Below are 21,041 nucleotides of genomic sequence, written 5' to 3' on the forward strand. Positions count from 1 at the left end.
GCAGCTATTCTTAGAATAGCTGCTTTTTCTAACAAATAAAAACCTCATTTACTTATGGTACGGTTCTCCGTATTGGATCTAAATGAGTTTTTTAAATTATATAGTATGCTATAACAAACATAAAAATTAATTCATTTCAATATTATTCAAATTTAATCGTCAAACTTAAAATTAGTTTCAAGAATAGACTTAATTCTAGGTCCTATCCCTGGAATCTCTAAAAGTTTTGAAGAAGAGGAAATCGAATTCTTTCGTTTGAAAATATCGTATGCTAATTTGCCCCCTAATCCATTTACACTTAGCAAATCTGCCAAACTAGCGGTTTGAAACGAATGATTTATCCTTGTTTCTTTATTTCTCATAAAATCATGTATATCTTTTTCACTTATATTTACCTCTTCCCTTTCATCAGTTCTTCCTGAAAACTGTGATATATCAATAATATAAGTATTAATAGCCTTAGAATCATTAGAATATACTGGAGTACAGTTAATTTTATGTGATTCACAATCTGCAAATATTACATAATATCCAGTATTTGTTAAATGTTGTTTCATATATTTATCTGTCTGGACAAATCCTTGAAATATATCTATTAATGATTCTAAATTCTTAAATACTTTAACTTCTATTACTTGATCTCCTTTAGTAGTTGTAAGTATATCTAATCTATCTTTATAAAACTGTTTTTCTATTATAGGTTTGAAACCTTTATCAAATAAATATTCTGCTAGATTTAATTGTAAAGTTTTTTCTAGTTTAGAAGGGCCAAAAGTTTTAATAAGCTTTTGTACTTTCGTAACATTAAACTGTTCTATTTTCATAGCGTACTGCTTTATACTAAAATCAATACTCCAACTTGAATTTAATTCATTTATCAGAGATTCTTCGATTTTTATTAATTTATATTCCCAATCACTTTTATCAATATATCCGCCTACTATCAAAGTTCTATTTTCGTTTCGATATTTTTCGATTACCGAATTATTCATATACACCGATTTTAAATTAGGATAAAAATAATAAAATTGTTTCAAATACGATAATATTTCTATTAAATATTTTTTTACATTAGTTTGCTCAATAAATTTTATCTGTTCATTGTACATAGAAAGTTTTCGAATAAGATTTTTAAGATTTTCCCAATTTAGTAATATACTTACTTCTTGTAAAGTTACTCCATCTAATATTTGCTCCAAAAAGATGTTTTGATTTCGTATTTTTAATTTCATCGGATTTTTTGCAAGGTATATTTCTTCTATTTCTTTATTTAATTTATGTTTTTCTATAAATTTTTCAAATTTTTCAAAGACATGTAATAAATAATCAGCGTCGTGTATCGAAGGCTTTTTACTTAAACGCAATGAAAGTGGAATGATATAATCATCTGGGTCTTCTTTCTTTAATAGTGTTTTCCAGTTTTTAGAAGCTTCTTCAATTTCCATGAATATCATAAGATATTGATTGTAAATAATATATATATCTTTATAAAAATCGATTAATTCATTTTCTAAGTATACTTCTTTATTAATTAATTGAGACAAACCTGCGGTAATAAAAGTATCTCCAGATAAATCATTGAATAAAGAAGCAATATAATTAGTAAAATCAGGACTATCTTTTTTCATTAAAGCCGATTGAAAACCCCTCTGAACTTGTTCTACTTTGAGTTCATATTGATATAAGTTTTCCATTTCCCATTCCTTTCACCTTGAATATTCTAAATCCCCTTACTTTTTTGCAGCCAAAGATACGTTTACTTCATCCGGATTCCCATTGTCAAATGTACCAACGACTTCTTTATGCATTAAAGTATAGGTATACTGCGAGTTTGAAGGAATCTGCGTTCCGGTATTTAGACAGGTAATGATTGCTTCAAAATTCGTAGTTCCATCTGTGTCACAGATGACGTCTTCCATACAAGCTTTATTACCATGACGGTTGAGCATACTCTCTTGTAGGGAAATGTTATAGTCTTTCGACACCCCCCTTCCGAGTAAATCCGGAATGACATATCTAACAAGTCACTTACGACACTATGAACCTTCGCCTCGTCAGAATAGTATCTGCCAGACGATGAGACAAATTTATTACTATCATTTTGTATAACGATTTCTTCGGCAAGGACACGAACATGTGACCCAATTCATCTGCAATATTCATTATTGCCACGAACCCTATTCTTAGCTAAGTTTCATTACTTCTATTACATGATTTGCAAACTCTTTTGTTAATCGAATTTTATCTGCTCCAAAGTTCAATGCTCCAAGTGTTCCGCCACCTTTGTAAGTTATTGGTGTTCCAGAATCATACGAACTTTGAATGTTACAGATTGTATTATTGTAGTTATTCCATTGACTGCTATATTTCGGCAAAAGATTTTTAGCTTTTACTGACCAAGGCCAGCGATCTCCATTGATCCCAGAATGCACTGGATCTTCCAGCGCTTCAAAATACCCTAGCAGTTTAGTGGTTCCTACTCCATAGCAAATTAAGATGTCTCCAGATTTTACTGACGCTGATTTTCTTCTAGAAAAGTGGAGAGTTTCAATATCATGAGACAAGACCCTACTTGTTGAAAATGGGTTTTCCGACCAGCCAACGGGTTTTATAAAATAACTTATATGCGCTTTATCTACTCTTTCAACTGAATCAATTATATTGCTAACCTTCAAATCTACTCTTGCTTTTTGAGGTAATCCTTCTTGCTTTACATAATCATCAATCTTAATGATTATATTCGCTATATCTTCCGCCGTTAACGGCACGCCTCTCACACTCGAAATCTCTTGTTGAATTTTTTCTACTTGAATTTGATCATTTAATACAAGTCCCCATTCGTGATTTTTTTCTAGACCTGCTCTTGTAAAGTTTGCTGAAGTGACTATTCCTTGAGTAGGTTTCCCATCAATTGAAGAGATATAAATCTTTCCATGTAATTGATTGTCTACGAATAGATTATAATCTATTCCTGCTTTCAGGCAATTTACACAAAAAGAGTAAAAAGAGTTTGCCTTAGGCAATAAATCTGGGTCATTGTCTTTCAAAGTAATAGTTAAGGTAATATACTTTATATCTGCTTTTTTAGCTTCGGCAATAAACGCTTCAAAAGACTCCGTTAAGAAAGGGCTTACAATATGAAATTCATTTCCTTTCAATAATAATGCTTTTATATAATCGTAATGGGTTGAAGAAAGGTTATTCAAAATGCTCATTGCTTGACTTCATTTTTTAATGCGACATACTTTGAGAGATTAACACCTTTATTTACTTCAGTAGCATAAGAAACCTTCATACCTGCGACTCGAACGATTTCTTTAGGTTTGTAATTGTGCTTCAAATATACTGCCCATACTTGATTCCAAACAGGTGAATATTAAGAACCTGTTCTCCCTCTTTCGCATTTGTATACATATCTTTTAAATATTTAGCTAAATCATCTCTCGTCAATTATATCGGCTCCCTTCAAATTCTGAATTAATAGATAAATATTACTAAATAAATATTATCACAAAAATCTAAAAACAAATATATGTTTTGTATATTTTTAGTAGATACTCATCACCTCCTTTCATCAAGTCCCTTTACCATTTCAATAAGAACAGAAAAGGGCCGGGAGAACTCTGTAATAGTAGAGTTCTCCCGACCCTTAGTAGTGAAGTGTTTGACGACTTCTCTATTGAGTATTATTTGAATGGTATCGATCTTTCGCGTTTCTGAAATGGTAATTTTGTCGATCAACAGATGTAACAGTTGCTTTCGTTGTTCATAGGTAAGTGATTTTTTATAGAATCTTACAAATTCATTCAAAATGATTAGAACATAAACAAGCTCATAAATAACTTTGGTGAAAGACAAGAGTGCCCCTATTTTTATTAGGGGCACTCTTGTACTTTAAAGCCTAATTCCATAAACTAATCCTAATCGTGTAATCTATTCATAACACTTTCTTCAGAATCCTGTCTTCTAGCATCACTATCGTATGACCTAGCGATGTCCTCTAAAATTGTCCCAACATAAGGATATTCAAAATGTAATTGTTCAGCTAAATCTCGATATTTTTTTGCTAACTTTCGTTCTCGTTCTCCACCTGAGCTCTGCCAGAAAGCACCTTGAGAATTTAGAACTCGTATTAAAAATCCTTTAGCAATATCTGGAGATGATATTTCTTGCATTACTTCACAGATTTCTTCTGATGGCCATATACCAAATTCAGAAACAGGTGCATTAGCAAGAAGCTGCCCTACGCATTGATCAGCGATCTTTTTGCGACCAAGATCTTGACATACGCGCTGTACTTCTGCAATCCATTCACTCAACACTGTTACATCAACTCTACCACTTTTATTCATACCTGGAATTTTAGTGATATTATCTAACAGAAGATGTGCTGATGAGGCAATTGCTCTTCTTTGCTCAGGATTATCGATTTTCCATTCTATCGGGTCATCACCATCGTTGCTTCTTTTATAAGCAAATCCAATTGCTTGGATAAATAGAGAGGGTGATTCTCCAATTTGGTATTCAAGATTGGGAATTCCGTGTTTTGTTTGAGTTAATGCATCAATATAGAGAAATTCTAGTTGGGCCATCTCTTCACGGGTGACATTCACCCGACTCTCCAGCGAATTTAATGCTTGAGAAATAGAGTAACTCTCCAACTTATACTGGCTATAAGGTTCAGTATCAACTTTTGCTACATCGTATAATAATCTTTTCAGGAGCGAGGTCTCTAGATTATTAAAATCCATCCGTACTGCATTGAAAGCGGCGCGTGGTCGTTGGACTTTTAAAAGAGAATCGACTATTTCAATTAACTCGGAAGGTGTATGTGATCTCCAAGAAGGGTTAACGATCTTCCAATAACCTATGCGGATATCATCTCCATACTTGTCCAATAATCGCCAAGTAGATGATTTAAATGGTGCACATTTAAATAATCTCTGTTGATCTTCTGCTGATAAATCGTTGGCTGCCTCATTTAATATCTCCTGACGTGAATCTTCATCAATTGCTAAGAGGAAGGTCTCAATGCACCAATCATACTTACTTCTTAATTCACCATTAACTGAAAGGCATTTATGAATAAATTCCACTCTCTGTTCAAGTCGGGTAATACTTGCAGAAGCATAGTGTCCTATAACCCCGCTAGCCTTACTACTAGAAATCAAGTCCAAAACTCCATCGAAACTATATTCTTTCCAAATTTTTAACATAGCGTCTTGGCGCAGCCTATCAATTCTTTCATCACGCTTTAAATAGTCGAAATCTTGCTCGTCAATTTCGTCAGCCGATTCTTGCACCCAACTATCAACGAACAACCAAGCATGACGGGTCACCAAATTCAAGGGTTGAAGAATAGTGTGAACTTCTCGAGCACGATCACGGGTAGCAATCTCCCCACCCCGGTGACGACTTCTCCGGGTAAAGGCAAATTTTCTTATACACTCCCGCAACTCTGCTTTCGAACTATCATTAGCAGTTTCGGACCACTTCTCAATCAAATCCCATACCTTGGTTTGATCTTCTTCAGACATATTCTGTAAGGACGCTACAAGATCAGCAAAGGTCTTTTCATTATGATCTGGCCATGTTATTAAGAGATCTAGAGATTTTCGAGTAAAGTCATACATTTCTTTTTTTGTAACAACTTGTCCTGCACCTGACGCATCCCCACGCCATTTTGGCTTATAACTAGAGTGACCAATTCTAGAACCTGGTTTAATTTGATCGATACATATCTCCCAACCAAGATCTGGGTAACGTTTAGCAAGTATATCTATCGCCTTATTTCTCTGTTCTACTGAGGCAGCGGTCTGTGGCATCCATGATCTAAAGATTGCTTTAAGACTTGCATCTGGTTTATTTGTCCAATTATCATCAATTTTTAGTTTTGAAAGTTGAGCTAGTATTGTTGACACCCGTAGAAGGTTTTGCGGTTTCCATGCAAGACACTCCAACGCCCATAAAAGTCCGGTACGCGCTGGGGATACTCCAAACAAACTGCTATCGACCGGTTTAAGAAGTCCAAAGACAATCGGATCTTTGTGTTGCAGATCACCTTCAATGATTTTAAGAAATTCGTCAGGTGCTGCTTCTGCGTAGTGTGGCATATTGAGATTTTGAGAAAGTAGTTTCTCAAAAGTTAAGGGAGTTAAAAGTTTTCGAATTAGTAATGCTACACGACTATCAATATCCATACCAATACGGTTTTGAAATAAGTTGTTCCCGTGAACGGATAAAATGACTAGTGTTTCACAAATACCTTGATTTAATGCACTTGAGTGATTTCGTGTCTTGTTATAAAGTGCAGCAGCCCATCTATCCTTTTCTGGCAATTCGAGCGCCGGATCAGACTCAGAAAGGACGTATTCAGCAGCCACAAAGAAGCGATCGAGGTCCTCCCATGTAACCATCCTCTCAATAGCAAACAAAGTATCAATCTTTGAGATGACACCTCGGTAACGTCCTGCAGACCAAAGTGGACTGTCATCAAACCGAAGAAGACGAGCGATGTCATTCTCAATTAAATCATACTTTCGAGCTGCTACATTGGAGATTATCTTTCGATCAGCTTCCGACTCTGCATACCAAGCACCAATTAGAGCCGTCGGTACTAGCGCCTTTGCTCTTTCGTCATCATTAGCCCAAATTGGTTTCCTTATTGCAGCATTTTGAGAAAGGCGGCGACGTAGAATCGTTGGCGAACGACCTGACTCACTAGCAAGTCTTTTAATATTCTCTTCTTTAACTCCTATAGAGATAAGGGCTTTTTCGAAATTTTCGTAGCTTAATATATCAAGCTTGATATCTGCTTCTGTATCGACTGCATTGCGAGGACGCAGAACGATATATTTTAGACGTTTATGGGCATCCAATAGCTCACGTTCAGCCTCTTCTGAAGTAACTATTGGAATGAAATTTATAGATGAAGCAACTAATTTTTTTAGCTCCTCGGGTGATGTGAAGATCGCAGTTATATCTTTAAATTGTCTAACATCCTCTTCATTGAACAGACAAGCAAGAAAAGCTAGAGACTCGTCTCGAGAGTCAGCTGCGACAACATAGGACTTATCGGTAGATTGAATAAGCCATTCTTTAAATTGTGCTTTGTAAGCTTCGATTGATGGAACAAATAATTCAGAAGTAAGGCGAGGCTCACTTGCATTTGCCCAGCGGTTCCATGCCTGCTCTAGTGTTTCGTAACCTTTAGCTGTTGACTCAAGTTGTTCTGCTAGCCATATTTGTGCAGGTACCGATTGTTCAAGCCACTGTTCGAGATCACTCGCATCGAAAGCTCTGACAGATTTCCAGTCGCCATCTTTATTCTTCTGCTTTAACCACTCACTCTTACCATGCCAATGGCGAGGCGTTACAAAAACAAAAGTGCTATTTGAGCGTTCTGATGGATTAATTGAAGCTAGACGTGCGATGTAATCACTTTCAGCTTTACTCCCCGCTCTCTTATCGGTGCCGAACTCCCAATAAGATTTGCCCTCAGGAATCCAAGGTGTAGCTGCTCCTGACACGACAAAACCGTCGGAACCTTTACGCTGAGAATTATCATAACCTGGAAAATCTACCTGATGTAGGTCATTACCCGTCGAATGAACCAATTTTCTTAATAAAACTGGAAATCGACTACGAGCATCAAGTTGGCTATTTACCCAGTCCTCAATCTGCCTCGACTTTATTGTTAAAAAGTCAGGAACAAAGGCGCGCACAGCGATCTCTTTGTTAGCAGATAGTTGCAGTTTTCTATCATATTGGATTTGCAATTGAAGCAATTGCTTCTGATCGACGTCAAAAGTTTTTGCTAATCTGGCTGCCATCATTGGCGAAAGCGATGATTTACCGTTTAGGAAGTTCGATAATGCTGGCCTGCCGATACCCAACCTTTCAGCTGCAGCTTTAACCGTCATGCCTGAAGGAATGATATTCTGTTTAACATACGTACCTGGATGAGTTAAGTATTCGATTATATCCAACTCCCTCAAAATTAATATTTACTCTCACTCACCTTAGTGTATCGTGTAACGCTACACGCGTCAACAAAAAGCATTTAGAGTCTAAAATACATAATATTTGAAGATAAAATAATTTTTAACAGAAAAAAACAAGGAAGATGTACCTTCCTTGTTTACTGACAAATTAATATTGAGTTATATTTCAACTCTGGCAAGCTCCTCGCTTCCCCATATATTTATTATATTTATGGCGGGGACCCAGGGAGTTGCCAAATTCAGTACTTCTTTAATTCATTAGGTTGGGATTGGGCGATATCTTTTTTCTTCATTGTATTTCCGTCACACAATTCAAACAAATCATTTCTCCATTCTATATTATCAAAATTCGTTAATTTGTCAATTTGCGCTCCAAATAAATATCTTTTTTTGTTTTTTATTATTCCAAATCTCTGGGCAGAAGAATTTGGTTTTCTATATATTCCAACGAGCTGAGGTGCACCACCGCAATGCTTATCTTTTATATTAAATAATGTATCAGTAAAGCAGTGAAACACATTTCTAGAAGTATTTTGATTTTTCCCTTCTTGGTATTGCTTATAATTCTTCGAGAATTCTACCTTTCCGCTTCCAAGCACAAGAAGTAAATCTGATTGCTTTGGAAGTGGAACTTCCTGGCCCCTCCAACCTTTTCCACGGCTCCATTCAATTAAATGACAAAAAAACTTTTTATTATCACTGGCTTCACGAGATATGTAGACAACTTGCAAAACGTCGCTTGTTATTGTATTAACTTCATTAGGATATTTTAAGAACGATTGAACTAGAATTTCTTTTATAACTTCAAATTTTTGTTTAGATGTATATTCTTCTTTAAATAACAATCCGCAATTCTCCATCTCTACTATTTGCGAAAGAACAATAGAAGGAAATAATACATCGCCACAATATCCTATTATATCTGGAGAATTATTAAACGCGAAAACCTTTCGTCCATAGTCAAACTTACTTCTATTTCCCCAAGAAATTCTACTATCACTAGTTAGATAGGCTGCACTTGCTCCATGAGTATCTACAGCTAACCAAGAAACAAGAAGAGTCATCTATTTCACCTCAACTTTATTGAATTACAAACTACTAATAAATTACCCTCACATTAATGTTATTCATCCTACTTCTCGAAGACATAAAAATTTTTCAGTTATATAAAATTCTACTTTATCTTTTTCGACTACACGCTATATAATCCAAAACCTCACTTACTTATGGTACGGTTCACCGTAATTTATCTAAATAAGATTATTGAATATATTAATTTCCATTCTTCGAATTCATTATTACTTGGTAAATACTTTCTACAATTTCATCTAATGTATATTTTTTTGTATCTAGAGCAAATGTGTCCAATAAAAAAGAGTTATAATCCCGAACTTACTCATAAGAGACGTTATGCCAAATTGGTAATATGATAATCTTTTTTTCGTTAATTTCTCGATTTAAGAAGCTTTTAAAGAGGATAGCACTTATCCTTCTATCCAACGTATTCAATTTTCGTTTGATCAGTATACTCCTGAAAATATAATGTCCCATCTTCGTCAAACCACTAGAATCAATAAACCCATTAATCTTCCATTTCAGTTTTATAGTCTCACAAAAGCTTGACCTTACCTTGACCTCATATTATGCTACCACAAATAGTCTACCTACATCAATGATTATTTTTTCACTTTTACTTCCACTACACAAAAAACTCATTTATCTTTGGGTACTTTTTCTTATTTGCTTTAACCCTCTTCACAATAAATTGTTTGAACTCTATAGCATCATGAATGGCTTCATCAACTTCTTTGAATGTAGGTATTCTCCCCCTATGTATTGTTCTATTTCTTAATTCATATGTGTTTTTATACCACTGTCCAATCTCTGTTTTATCTTTGGTAACGTCCCAAATCCCACCCAAGTACGCTGACATTTTCTTTTTAATTATTGTCATAAACGAAGTATTCTCTAATGTTTCTTTTACTTTGTCAGCTGTCATACCGTCATTCTTTAACAATTCTTCGAAGAGTGTCCTTATTAAAACTTCTACACTTATTTGAGCATGGTTTATTGCTTCCATATAGAATCCCTGCTTGAAATATCTCTTTGCACTTAGCACGTGCTGTTCACCCGCTACAAAAGGGTTATTATCCCATAAAACAACTCCTTGTAATCTTGTAAATTCATAAAACTCATCATTTGTAAGTGGCTTCTTTTCAAATGGCACATGTGGGTGTAGCATAAATACACTCAGCTCATTTTCCCATGTTTCAAGATTTGTTGACCTAACCAATATTGTCGACTGTAACATTTCCTTTGTTAGATAATGACAGTCATCATCTTTACTTGAAACCATATAGCCTAATACTAATTTATTCAGGTCATTTAACAATATATCAAAATAAGTATTGTAGTAAGCCTCTGTATCTTTTAAGAACTCATCATAATCTAAATCAATAGCTGCCATCATAAGCATCTTTGTTTTATGAATATTAAGAACAGGTACATCTTCTCCAAATGGATACTTATAAGATTCATTTGTTGTAACCATATCAAATCTAAAGCTCAAATATCCCTGTTGTGTACCCAATGTCATTGTCTTGCTAATGTACATTGGTATATGGAATGGTAGAACTATCTCGAATTCAATAAATGTTTTTGGCTTACATAGCTCTAAGTTATAGACAGGTAAAAATCTTTCTCATATACCTCTTTTGTCAATATCATAGGTGACTTATCTTTCTTATTTAAACAACAATACTTATATTTTTTACCACTGCCACAAGGGCACGGATCATTTCTCCCTGTTTTCATATTAATTCCCCTCAACCTCGGCTGTGCAAAGATCATCATTTATCTTTATCATAATCGTTATTAATAATTTAAGAGCATACAAATAATTCACATAATGCTCATTTTCATTATTATGGCTAGAAGATGTACCATGTAAATACTTGTTCCTCAAGTCATATCCATTGATAAACTTGCTTTTATTCAGACAGTAATCTATATAATCAGATTCTTGTGTTGTTAGTAATCTATTTTCAGCAACTAAAGCTCCCTCGTTCAATAGCTTATTAACTTCTTGCTTTAGACTATCTGATAGTTTACTAGTTACAACTACTCCGTTAATGTGAATATAATAATATATTAGCGTACGTTTCTTCTTGACCAAAACTATTTCATTCTTGTCGTTTACTGTTACAAATTCATGTTCAATAAGCCAATCTAAAGATGATTTTTGATAATCCTCTAGGTCATGTAAATATAGCTTGTCAGCACTCAATCTTTCAAACAGCGTATCATATTGACTGTCCCCATAACTCGAGAAATAAGTAATATTACTTTGGTCAGAGAACATAATATTTTTCATTATTCTAGCCTCATCATTATTTGGCGATATGTATACGTATCTATCATTTGTCATGCTTGGACATTCAGAAAATGGCAAAGGCTTGCTTTCCATTTGTACAAGTTCTTCATCAATGTAACCATCTTCTAAATAAAACTTATACTTTTTAAGTATACTTTCAATAGTCGGAAATATAGATTTACACTTTTCAAAACTCGGATTATCAATAGGTGGCAGCTTAATATTGAAGTTTTCAATAGAGAATTCCTCTTTGAGATAAACGTTGAAAAACCATTCAATTATTGCTTCAAAGTCTTTATTTTTACTTTTTAAAAATGAATAATAGACATGCATTTGTGCTAAGGAGCGAGATTCACTCAATGAGAAAGTTGTACATGTCCTGTATTCTTTCTCATGAGAAAAACCAAATCTTTCAAAAACACTTGCATATATTTCCTTGTATGGAAATTTAGAGACCATATTACTATCTACGAAATCGAATATGTATATAAAGTTGTTTAATAATGTTGGGTTATCAAGATTTGATTCTAACCAGTCTGTATCAACTTCTGTTCCCACTTTACTTAATGTGAAATGATGCCTTACAGTCCCCTCTACATTTTTTTTGAACTCGACTACTATATTAGTTCCATGCCCGCTACTATCTTTAAAGAGTTCACTTTCAATTCTTTCGCTTACTCTTTTTGCTTTCAGTTTAACTCTTGCATCAAGAGCAAACTCTTTCGTATTCTGTAGATTACTAAGAAGCCTTGTGTAATTCAAATTAGGCTTATCGACATCTAGATAGGCGCTAATAATTTCCCCTTTGTCTTCTATATTCAATGAATGTGGCAAATAAGGTTTCTCTCGTTCGCTCACACGCTTTAGTAAATATTTATCCAAAAGTAAATCTGTACTTCTTTCTGGACAATTAAGCATATATTCTCTCAATTCCGCATCATATTTCATTACTAGTCTAGATTGCTTAAATATTTGCCATGAAAATCCATCAAGTTTATCAAGAAACATCTTGAATCTGCTTTCTGTAATATTATTCAATTTTCTTTTTTCAATTATTTCCCAAAAGGATTCCTTATATCTGAAATCAACCTCTTCATATACGGCTAGGATGTCTGAATGCTGATTAATATATTTACCTACTGACGAATTAGCTATACTATTTTTTGCTTTAAGCCATTCCTCTTTATCCTCACCAAGATATAATAGAAACGTATCGTCCTCTACATACTTGATTATATTATATAATTCTAAAGCTTCATTGATATTCACTATTGAATGATCTGTCGCCAACTCTTCATAAATTTCTTTAGCCTGATTTAACATATATCCTTTTGCCAAATCTGGCCCTTTATAGTACTCCACACCCCTATATCTTTCTTTTACCATACTTCTCTCTCCTTTCTTTAATATTCTTTTATAAACTCCTATGTTGCCTTCTCTATATATGCTCATATCGCTTTGCGTAAGCCAAAAGGGCAATCAACAGCGACTTAATTGCTATCCCATTGGGTGTTACATATTCTTTAAAATCAAAATAGGTATTCGACAGATTTGGAATCTTATTTTGCTTTAGCGTTAAAAAGTGACGTATAAAATCACTATCGTCATACGCAGTTTTTTCTTCGATAAGATTCCAATATTTTTCATAGTATGCCTCTTGGTTAAAAGGAGTTTCTCCCATCAAAATAAAGTTTGTAATTTTGTCACCCTCGCTTAAATCCAATCCGGTAGAGTTTAAATTTTCAAATATTAACTAGGAATCATCCTCTGGCGAGTCTAAGCTGACTTGCATGATTTCCAGTTTTTGTAAGGCATTGAATAGTTCATTGATATTAATGTTCTTTTCTTGGATATAGTTATATGAGTATAGATATATTACGGTCATATTTGATGACATAATAAACTCATCTGAATCGCCAAATAATTTTTGAAAAGCAAGATTATCTTTTTTTTGGCTTCAGTTTCAATTTTTCGTCACCTTTTTTAAAAGAGTTGGCCAAGTATAAATCCTTGATCATTTCAGCCTTACTTTGTTCGTTGGAAGTCACTTTCCCTTCAAATAATAGATTCATAATTGCCAACAGCAATAAGGAAACTGTAGTCAAACGTTGCTACCCATCAATAATGATTACCTCACTCATCATCCCAATAGGCTTATAAACGATACTTCCGAAAAAATGCTTCTTCTTGTAAGTCTGTGATCCATCGATCAAATCATCATAAAGTTATTTGCAGTTAGCCTTCTTCCAATCATAATTTCTTTGATAAACGGGGATAATGATGCGAGCTACCCCCCCTTGCATAATTACCCTGCTGACAAAATATTATTAATGTTATTTTAATTTAATTGTACCATTTCAAAAGCAGGAAAGATTTTTTTTATTTCGATATTTTAATTACTATATAAACAAAAAAAGATGCTCTCATTCAAGAGAGCACCCTTTCAAATCTCGTTCAGATAACAATTTTTGGTCATTTATGTGCTATTAAGCCTTTTTCAGATCACGTTTTCTTAACGTTACAGCGAAGAAGAACGATGCTAAGCACACAACCATGAAGACGATGCTAACGATGATTGTCGTGTTGTAGCTGCCAGTTGCATCATAGAAGTAGCCCAGCAGCGGGCCGCCCAAAGCTAAACCTAGGCTAGCTGCAGTCGATAAGATGCCCCAAATGGCGGTGAATTCCTTTTTGCCTAAAACCTCAAACGTCACTAATTGGTTCATTGCGGCAGGAACGCCTGTGCTCACTGCATAAATCATCGCTGCTCCGGTTAAGACAGTGATGTTATCCGTAGCAGCGAAAATACAGAATGCTAGGTCGTGAAGATGTAGAAAGCTTTTGTTGCACCCAGCTTGTCGCTGGCGATGCCCATGACGATTTTGGAAGCGATCATGACGATGGCCGCAATCGACAAAACCATACCCGCTTGAACATCCGTAGCGCCTTTTGTCGTAAAGAAGATCGGGATTTGTTGCGTAAATGTGGAAATCATTGCGAAACACACGAATGACAAGGCCAATAAGTAGAATACCGGCGAACGCAATGCTTTCGAATAAGTCATATCCGTATCTTTGTGCTTGAGGTCAACCGTCGAAGAATCATTCGTTGATTGTTCTGCTTCGGCTGAAAGCGAATTTTCCGAAACACCATAAGGCAACATGCCGACCTCAGAGGGCTTTTCGATCAACAGGAATGCTCCCAGGAACAAAGCGACTGCATACATGCCGCCCAATAATAAGAAGCCTTTTTCCCAGCCGTAATTTTGGATGAAGGAAGGGACAACTGCGCTCGTGATTGTGGTGCTTAAGCCGATTGTTGCAGCAACGAGTCCCATAACCAAGCCGTGGCTTTTGCGGAACCAATTATTCACCAGCGTTACGGCAACGATAGCCGTTGATGACATCATGAATGACCCGATGACGATTGCCGCCAAGTAGAATTCAAACAAGGATTTTCCGTTGGCCAGCAGGATGAATCCTAACGCTCCGAAAACACCTCCCAGGATGGAGGTTTTTCGCAAGCCAATTTTAGGCAGCAAAAATTTGGTGACTAAAGGTACCGCTACAATTCCGGTCAAATTAAGGAAACTGCCCACCAAACTGAACTGAGAAACTGAAAATCCGGTTGCTTCCGTTACGGGTTTGAAAAATGAAGCCAAACCATTCATCGGAATCCCTACACCTAGCATCAACAGCATGCCGGCAATGATAATCCGTATATATTTTTTCGACATAATAAAACGCTCCTCACAATGATATTTTTTATGTTGTTCAAAATTAACTCACTATCTGCAACTGGATATACTCTATTACAGGGAATAGGTTCAGCCTGTAATGTAATTATATTTATCCACATCAGGAATACCGCTTTCATTTATGAGACATTATTCACATATGTTTTCATTTAAATGCAATTTTTCGTGTAGCCAGAAAACGGACTCAGAATGATTATCGTTGTTTGTATAGATTCATTAGCAGAATACGTCCAAACCAACATCCCTCATTATAGAGAGTCCACTAGGCATGTCAAACGGCAAAATTTTCACAGAATCCCCTTTCCACACTGCAACAAAAACGTTTTTCTGAAATATTGTCTGAAATTCAACTTTTTCTTGAATTCTAATTAACTTTCAGTATAATTCGCTATATTTTCATTTTATATAAACAGATTAACTGATTTATTTTCACGATATATGAGAAATACAAAAAGGCCGTAACCGAAGTCCTGACCTTTTTGAGTATTGAGAATACTTTTATCGCTGACTAAGCTGACTAAGCCGACAATTGCATCTCTTATTATTGATTTATCAGGACTGATGCAGGATCAATCTCGGAGCTGAATGCTGGCGCTAATGTCTTTTCGTACGCTTCTGCGATAAAGCCGTTTTCATTCAACGTATCAATCTCTTCATTCACCCACTCCAACAAAGCGGTGTCGCCTTTTGCTACTGCGGGTGCGATTGTATCTTCATTTCCGATGGCTTCAACTCCTGCCACAAAGCCAGGATTTTCTTTGATCCATCCAAAGATCAAGGTATTGTCGTGTGCTAGAGCGGCGCCACGGCCATCCAATAAGGCTTGGAACGTTTCTGTGTTTTGTTCATAGACCAACAGCTCGATATCAGGGTAATTTTCTCTGAAGTAAGCTTCAGCGGTTGTTCCTTTGTTGACGATCAATTGTTTGCCTTCCAATTGGGAAACATCAGTGATGACGTCACCTTCAGGGGAAACGATGCCGATGGATACTTTCATATACGGATTGGCGAAATCAACTACTTCGGCACGTTCAGGTGTGACGGTGAAGTTGGCCATCATCAGGTCAACCTTGCCTGTTTCCAGATATTCCACACGGTTAGCCGCTTCTGTGATAACCCATTCAATTTTTGAAGAATCACCCAGCAGATCTTCTGCGATTTTTTTGGAAATCTCAACGTCGAAGCCTTGGTTATCTCCGTTCGCATCCACATAGCTGAAGGGAGGTTTGTCGCCGAATACGCCGATGCGGATGACGTCATTTTCTTTGATTGTGTCCACTGTCGTTTTATCTTCAATATTGGCAACGGAGCCTTCTGAAGAATCACTTGTTGCGCCAGCTCCGCAAGCCGCTAGACCCACTGTCGCTGATAATATGGCCAATGATTTGATAAATTTGTTTTTCATTCTTCATTCCTCCAATGTTTTTTTATCTATATTGTCTTTCTATTGAAACCTGAATGTGTTGATGAATTCGTTAGCCCTTTGCGATTGGGGCTGTTTGAAAAATGCTTTCGGATCGCTTGATACTTCAACGATGTTCCCTTTTTCCATAAAAACGATTTTGTCGCTCACTGCCTCCGCAAAAGCCATTTCATGGGTGACGATCAGCATCGTCATGCCATCTTTTGCCAAATCGAGGATGACATTCAGGACTTCCCTGATCATCTCCGGATCGAGCGCTGCCGTCACTTCATCGAAGAGCATGATTTCCGGGTGCGTCATCAACGCGCGCACGATCGCAACACGTTGTTGCTGCCCGCCGGACAATTGCCGTGGGAAGCTGTGCGCCTTATCTTCAAGGCCGACCCGTTTCAGCAACGCAATGGCCTCTTCGACTGCCTCATCCTTCTTGCGTTTTTGGACTTTTAAAGGAGCCAACAGGACATTGTCAAGAACCGTCATGTGCGGGAACAGGTCATACTTTTGAAAGACCATGCCAATTTTCTGCCGGACTTCTTTCCAATTCGTCCCTGCAGCGGCAATTTCTTTTCCATCCAGCAGGATGCTGCCGGAATGAATTTCCTCCAGCCCATTGATGCAGCGCAAGGCAGTCGATTTGCCGCAACCTGACTGGCCGATGATGGTCACAACTTCGCCTTTGGCTACAACCAACTGGATATCGGCCAAGGCCTGAGTTTCTCCATAATATTTGTTTACATGCTTCAACGTTAATATTGGGTTTTCCAAGTTTTTTTCACCCCTCCTCACTCTTGCCATTTCAATTCCAATTTTTTTGATAATTTAGATAGCGGATAACAGACGATGAAATACAGGAAGAAGATCAACCCATAGATCCAGAAGGAGGCACTCGGGTAATCCTTCACGGATACTTCAATCACTTGCTGTCCGACTTTGATGACTTCAATAATCCCTATCAGCGGTAGCAGCGCTGTCGTTTTCACCATCCTCGTGGCCAAGTTGATGGCCGGCGGAACGATGCGCCGCACTGTCTGGGGAATAATGACATACACATAGAGTTGCCCTGCAGACAATCCCAATGCCTGTCCGCTTTCCCATTGGATTTTGGGTATGGAAGTGACGGATGCTCTGACGATGTCGGCCATTTCAGCTGTTCCCCAAAAGGTAAACACGAAAATGGCGATCACCCTGTTATCAATATGAATGCCTGTCCAACGTGTAAGGCCGAAGTACAGGATGTACAGCATCACCAATACGGGGACAATCCGGACGACTTCGAGGTAGAATCTTGTGACGAATCGGACAACGATATTTTTGCTTGTCATGAGCATTCCGACCAAAAGTCCCAATACGAATGAAAGCACGACTGATAAAATTGCGATAAAAATGGTTTGCCCCAAGCCTTCCAAGATACGTTGCAGATTTTGGCCTTCAAATAAAATGTTAATTCCCGAGTCCTGCAAAACGCAACCTCCTTTCGATGAAATGGATCAAAAGGGATATCGGCAATAAAAACACCAGATAGGTTATGACCATCAAGAACAGCGCCTCATTGGTTTTGTAATACAATCCCATGATGTCTTTTGCGACAAAAACCAGGTCGGCTAATGCGATTGCGCTGAACACGGAGGTTTCCTTCAGCAAAAAGATGATGTTAGCCCCGATGCTGGGAAAGGAGTTTGCGATCGCCTGCGGGAAAATAACGTACAGGAAAATTTGAGTGTTTGACAAACCCAGGCTGGAAGCTGATTCCATCTGAATATTTGGGACGGATTCCAAACCGCCCCTTATCGCTTCCGCAAAGTAGCTGCCTCCCAAAAAAAATAACCCCAGTATGCCGCAGACTTCGGCGCTCAACTGGATGCCGACTTGCGGCAAACCAAAATACAGAAAAAACAACTGGATCATCAAGGGCGTGTTGCGCGACAATTCGATGTATCCTTCAAAAACTTGCGATAACAAAGGCAATTTATAATAGCGCACAATACTGATGATCAAGCCGATGGTAAAAGCAAAGATGATTCCGATCCCACCAATGCGCAACACAAGGAAGGCCGCTTCCTGATACATGGGGATAGCTTCTCTGATAAAATCTAAATCCATTGTCTCCCTCCAATCCTTTATTGCTTTTGTACAGTTTCTGATCATCACCTCACAAATAAAAATACTTCCCGGTATATTCAGGAAGCAACGATTACTTTAGCGCTTTTGTCAGCTTTTACAGTTTGCTTACATCAATATACCAAGACATTATTTTCGTAAAAAGATGATTAAACCAGAAATTTTCTGTCGTATTTTTTCCATTGAATTTCTATTCACATATGGTATCATGACTGCCAATAAATGAATATTATACAGAATCGAACACAGTTGATAGGTTTTACCGAACAGCTGGACGCAGCAAAAAAGACTTGAACCTTCGGCAAGTGAAGTTCAAGTCTTTTTATTAGCATTGTAGCCTAGAATGTCCAGCTATTCCCAATCAAGGATAGCTGGACGCTCTATCATTTCGTTATCGAATTTGTCGTCTGGCCGCTAAGCGTACAGTCAGCATCGCCTATAAACACGCTATCGACAACAAATGTGAAAGTTTGTTGTTCAGTCGACTGGATCACTTTTTCAGATGTGAATGATACCGTCCCGCTTTTTCCGGTGTTACCAGAATTGAGGCCTGATGTTGCTTCTTCCCAGTGGCCAGTAACAGTTGCATCGGCCACTTGTGCTCCGGCTTCCATGACCTTCACTTTAGCTGTAGTCCAAATCTGATTTATTTTGTTTATTTTTCTGGTAGTGGCACTCATCTCGACAACAACATCCACAGTCCTTGTAGCTGCAGGTGCAACCTTTATCGTCACTGTTCCGGTTGCAGTGCCGCCCGCGCTGTCTTTCACTTCATAGGTAAAGGCATCCGCGCCTGTGAAGTCTATGTTCGGAGTATAGGTGATATCTGATCCTGCCCCACTGACTGTTCCGTTTGCGGGAGCTGATGCAATCGTATAGGTCAGCGTATCGCCATCTGGATCTGCAGCGACAAGCGTGATATTTACAGAAGTGTTTTTCGTTGTGTGAACCGCCTGGTTATACGCGACAGGGGGCTTATTGGTAACAGGCACAATACCCAGCGCTGAGGAAGCGTCCACTAATCCGTAACCGTATTGGTTATCCCTCCCAGAATCCCCTAAATCCAAAGCCGTCTGATTCATTTTGTTGCGGACTGCCTCCGCAGTATAGTTCGGATCAGATGCCATCAGCAAAGCTGCGACTCCTGCAACATGAGGTGAAGCCATTGAGGTTCCGTTTGCTTCAATGAAGTACTCGCCTGCGTAACCTGCGAACGAAAACGGCTGTGGACCCGCAATGTTGAGACCGTCTTTCCATGTCGACAGAATGGATACCCCCGGCGCAGCTATTTCAACGTCCGAGCCCGTGCTGGAAAAACTGGCCCGCTGATTGGTTTTGTCGAGAGCCGCAACGGCCACCACTGATTCATAATTAGCAGGGTAACTGACATTATTGCCATTGCCCGCAGCGCGCCCGTCGTTGCCTGCTGAGCCTATGTGCAGAACCCCGGAGCTTGCCAACGCATCAAATGCTGCCCCAAGCTGGGACGAATTGGATCCGGTGCCGTAGCTATTGTTTGTGATGCGTATCGGTGAATCGGGATGCGCGGCATTGTAATTCTGAATCCACTGCAAGGCTTCGATGATCCTGCTTGCGGTGCCTTCCCCATTGTCATCCAGAACTCTGAGTGCTACAAGCTGTGCGTCTGGTGCAACGCCGACAACCCCAAATCCGTTGCTCGCTGCAGCAAGTATCCCTGCTACATGCGTGCCATGCCCATAAACGTCCTCGGGGAAGAAGTCATCCGAAACAAAATCGTAGCCTAATTCATTTGCGGAAATATCAAAGTTATCCTGAAGGTCGAAGTGATTGAAATTCACTCCGGAGTCCAAAACGGCAACCTTGACCCCCTCGCCAGAATACCCGGCTGCAAGAGTTGCATCGGCGTTGATGTGATCGGCGCCCCAACTGTTCCCAAGCTCGTTTTCTGACGAATATTCGAGTGCCTGCACAGTGTAATCCAATTCGACTACTTCCACTTGTGGATTATTTTTCAGTGCTTCGATGGCCTTCGCCGGAAGTCTTCCGGAAATCGCAGGAATGATGGTGAAAACATTGCTGACATCGCCACCCAGGCCCTTAAATGCATGTAATTCCGCCTGGCCCGGTTTGTCTTTAAATTTTACAATCACATCCTGAAAATCGGCCGAGTTATTCGGGGTTGCTGCTGCTTGGGCTGGCGATTCGGCCGCCATTGCCTCAGTAGTTAGTAAGGCATGGCTAAAAATGAACAAAGATGTGAATACGACTGCATAAAATCTTTTCGAAAACATATCATTTCCCCTTTCTTGCTATCAAAAATCGACCACGGATGGCCGGTCACGCCACAAATTAATAAATTATGAACAGAGCTTTGCCGAGATTAGC

Annotated in this window: 16 protein-coding genes; all 16 read right to left on the reverse strand. The window is 38.0% G+C overall.

What is annotated here, in order from left to right; translation table 11 throughout:
* Positions 1–152: 152 nt before the first annotated feature.
* A complete protein-coding gene (locus tag AC0J5I_RS12520; protein WP_475300381.1) occupies positions 153–1,694 on the reverse strand; it encodes a hypothetical protein in 1,542 nt (513 codons plus the stop codon).
* Between the two features lie 489 nt (positions 1,695–2,183).
* Positions 2,184–3,215 carry a phospholipase D-like domain-containing protein gene (locus AC0J5I_RS12525; protein WP_475300384.1) on the reverse strand — a complete coding sequence of 344 codons (1,032 nt, stop codon included), beginning with the start codon at positions 3,213–3,215 and terminating at the stop codon, positions 2,184–2,186.
* Positions 3,212–3,340, reverse strand: a complete 129-nt coding sequence (locus tag AC0J5I_RS12530; RefSeq protein ID WP_475300387.1) for an HTH-like domain-containing protein — start codon at positions 3,338–3,340, stop codon at positions 3,212–3,214. Before AC0J5I_RS12530 ends, AC0J5I_RS12525 begins: the two co-directional genes overlap by 4 nt.
* Positions 3,337–3,450, reverse strand: coding sequence for an HTH-like domain-containing protein (locus AC0J5I_RS12535; protein ID WP_475300390.1), 114 nt, complete (start codon positions 3,448–3,450; stop codon positions 3,337–3,339). Before AC0J5I_RS12535 ends, AC0J5I_RS12530 begins: the two co-directional genes overlap by 4 nt.
* Before the next feature lie 470 nt (positions 3,451–3,920).
* Positions 3,921–7,997: a HigA family addiction module antitoxin gene (locus tag AC0J5I_RS12540; protein WP_475300394.1), complete on the reverse strand. Its 4,077-nt coding sequence runs from the start codon at positions 7,995–7,997 to the stop codon at positions 3,921–3,923.
* Positions 7,998–8,242: 245 nt separating this feature from the next.
* A complete protein-coding gene (locus AC0J5I_RS12545) occupies positions 8,243–9,067 on the reverse strand; it encodes a hypothetical protein (protein ID WP_475300398.1) in 825 nt (274 codons plus the stop codon).
* 635 nt (positions 9,068–9,702) lie between these two features.
* Positions 9,703–10,593: a hypothetical protein gene (locus AC0J5I_RS12550; RefSeq protein ID WP_475300402.1), complete on the reverse strand. Its 891-nt coding sequence runs from the start codon at positions 10,591–10,593 to the stop codon at positions 9,703–9,705.
* 83 nt (positions 10,594–10,676) lie between these two features.
* Positions 10,677–10,856, reverse strand: a complete 180-nt coding sequence (locus AC0J5I_RS12555; RefSeq protein ID WP_475300405.1) for an SEC-C metal-binding domain-containing protein — start codon at positions 10,854–10,856, stop codon at positions 10,677–10,679.
* Positions 10,819–12,762 (reverse strand): hypothetical protein, encoded by a 1,944-nt coding sequence (locus AC0J5I_RS12560; protein ID WP_475300408.1) that lies wholly within the window; start codon positions 12,760–12,762, stop codon positions 10,819–10,821. Before AC0J5I_RS12560 ends, AC0J5I_RS12555 begins: the two co-directional genes overlap by 38 nt.
* Before the next feature lie 1,100 nt (positions 12,763–13,862).
* Positions 13,863–14,183, reverse strand: a complete 321-nt coding sequence (locus AC0J5I_RS12565; protein WP_475305718.1) for a hypothetical protein — start codon at positions 14,181–14,183, stop codon at positions 13,863–13,865.
* An 8-nt stretch (positions 14,184–14,191) separates the two neighbouring features.
* Positions 14,192–15,112, reverse strand: a complete 921-nt coding sequence (locus AC0J5I_RS12570; RefSeq protein ID WP_475300412.1) for an MFS transporter — start codon at positions 15,110–15,112, stop codon at positions 14,192–14,194.
* A 562-nt stretch (positions 15,113–15,674) separates the two neighbouring features.
* Positions 15,675–16,538: a cysteine ABC transporter substrate-binding protein gene (locus AC0J5I_RS12575; protein ID WP_475300416.1), complete on the reverse strand. Its 864-nt coding sequence runs from the start codon at positions 16,536–16,538 to the stop codon at positions 15,675–15,677.
* A 39-nt stretch (positions 16,539–16,577) separates the two neighbouring features.
* Positions 16,578–17,321, reverse strand: coding sequence for an amino acid ABC transporter ATP-binding protein (locus AC0J5I_RS12580; protein ID WP_475300420.1), 744 nt, complete (start codon positions 17,319–17,321; stop codon positions 16,578–16,580).
* A 17-nt stretch (positions 17,322–17,338) separates the two neighbouring features.
* On the reverse strand, positions 17,339–18,016 hold the full coding sequence (locus tag AC0J5I_RS12585) for an amino acid ABC transporter permease (protein WP_475300424.1): 678 nt from the start codon (positions 18,014–18,016) through the stop codon (positions 17,339–17,341).
* Complete coding sequence (locus AC0J5I_RS12590; protein ID WP_475300427.1) at positions 17,997–18,656, reverse strand: amino acid ABC transporter permease; 660 nt, start codon at positions 18,654–18,656, stop codon at positions 17,997–17,999. Before AC0J5I_RS12590 ends, AC0J5I_RS12585 begins: the two co-directional genes overlap by 20 nt.
* A 401-nt stretch (positions 18,657–19,057) precedes the next feature.
* Positions 19,058–20,947 carry a S8 family peptidase gene (locus AC0J5I_RS12595; RefSeq protein ID WP_475300430.1) on the reverse strand — a complete coding sequence of 630 codons (1,890 nt, stop codon included), beginning with the start codon at positions 20,945–20,947 and terminating at the stop codon, positions 19,058–19,060.
* Between the last annotated feature and the right edge of the window lie 94 nt (positions 20,948–21,041).

Source organism: Trichococcus sp. TS_SC_9 (genome assembly GCF_056156325.1).

Bases quoted from the DNA above. Each gene is read 5' to 3' on its own strand.
- AC0J5I_RS12525 (WP_475300384.1), bottom strand. From the start codon at position 3,215: ATGAGCATTTTGAATAACCTTTCTTCAACCCATTACGATTATATAAAA.
- AC0J5I_RS12520 (WP_475300381.1), bottom strand. From the start codon at position 1,694: ATGGAAAACTTATATCAATATGAACTCAAAGTAGAACAAGTTCAGAGG.
- AC0J5I_RS12555 (WP_475300405.1), bottom strand. From the start codon at position 10,856: ATGATGATCTTTGCACAGCCGAGGTTGAGGGGAATTAATATGAAAACA.
- AC0J5I_RS12570 (WP_475300412.1), bottom strand. From the start codon at position 15,112: ATGTCGAAAAAATATATACGGATTATCATTGCCGGCATGCTGTTGATG.
- AC0J5I_RS12595 (WP_475300430.1), bottom strand. From the start codon at position 20,947: ATGTTTTCGAAAAGATTTTATGCAGTCGTATTCACATCTTTGTTCATT.
- AC0J5I_RS12545 (WP_475300398.1), bottom strand. From the start codon at position 9,067: ATGACTCTTCTTGTTTCTTGGTTAGCTGTAGATACTCATGGAGCAAGT.
- AC0J5I_RS12575 (WP_475300416.1), bottom strand. From the start codon at position 16,538: ATGAAAAACAAATTTATCAAATCATTGGCCATATTATCAGCGACAGTG.
- AC0J5I_RS12590 (WP_475300427.1), bottom strand. From the start codon at position 18,656: ATGGATTTAGATTTTATCAGAGAAGCTATCCCCATGTATCAGGAAGCG.
- AC0J5I_RS12560 (WP_475300408.1), bottom strand. From the start codon at position 12,762: ATGGTAAAAGAAAGATATAGGGGTGTGGAGTACTATAAAGGGCCAGAT.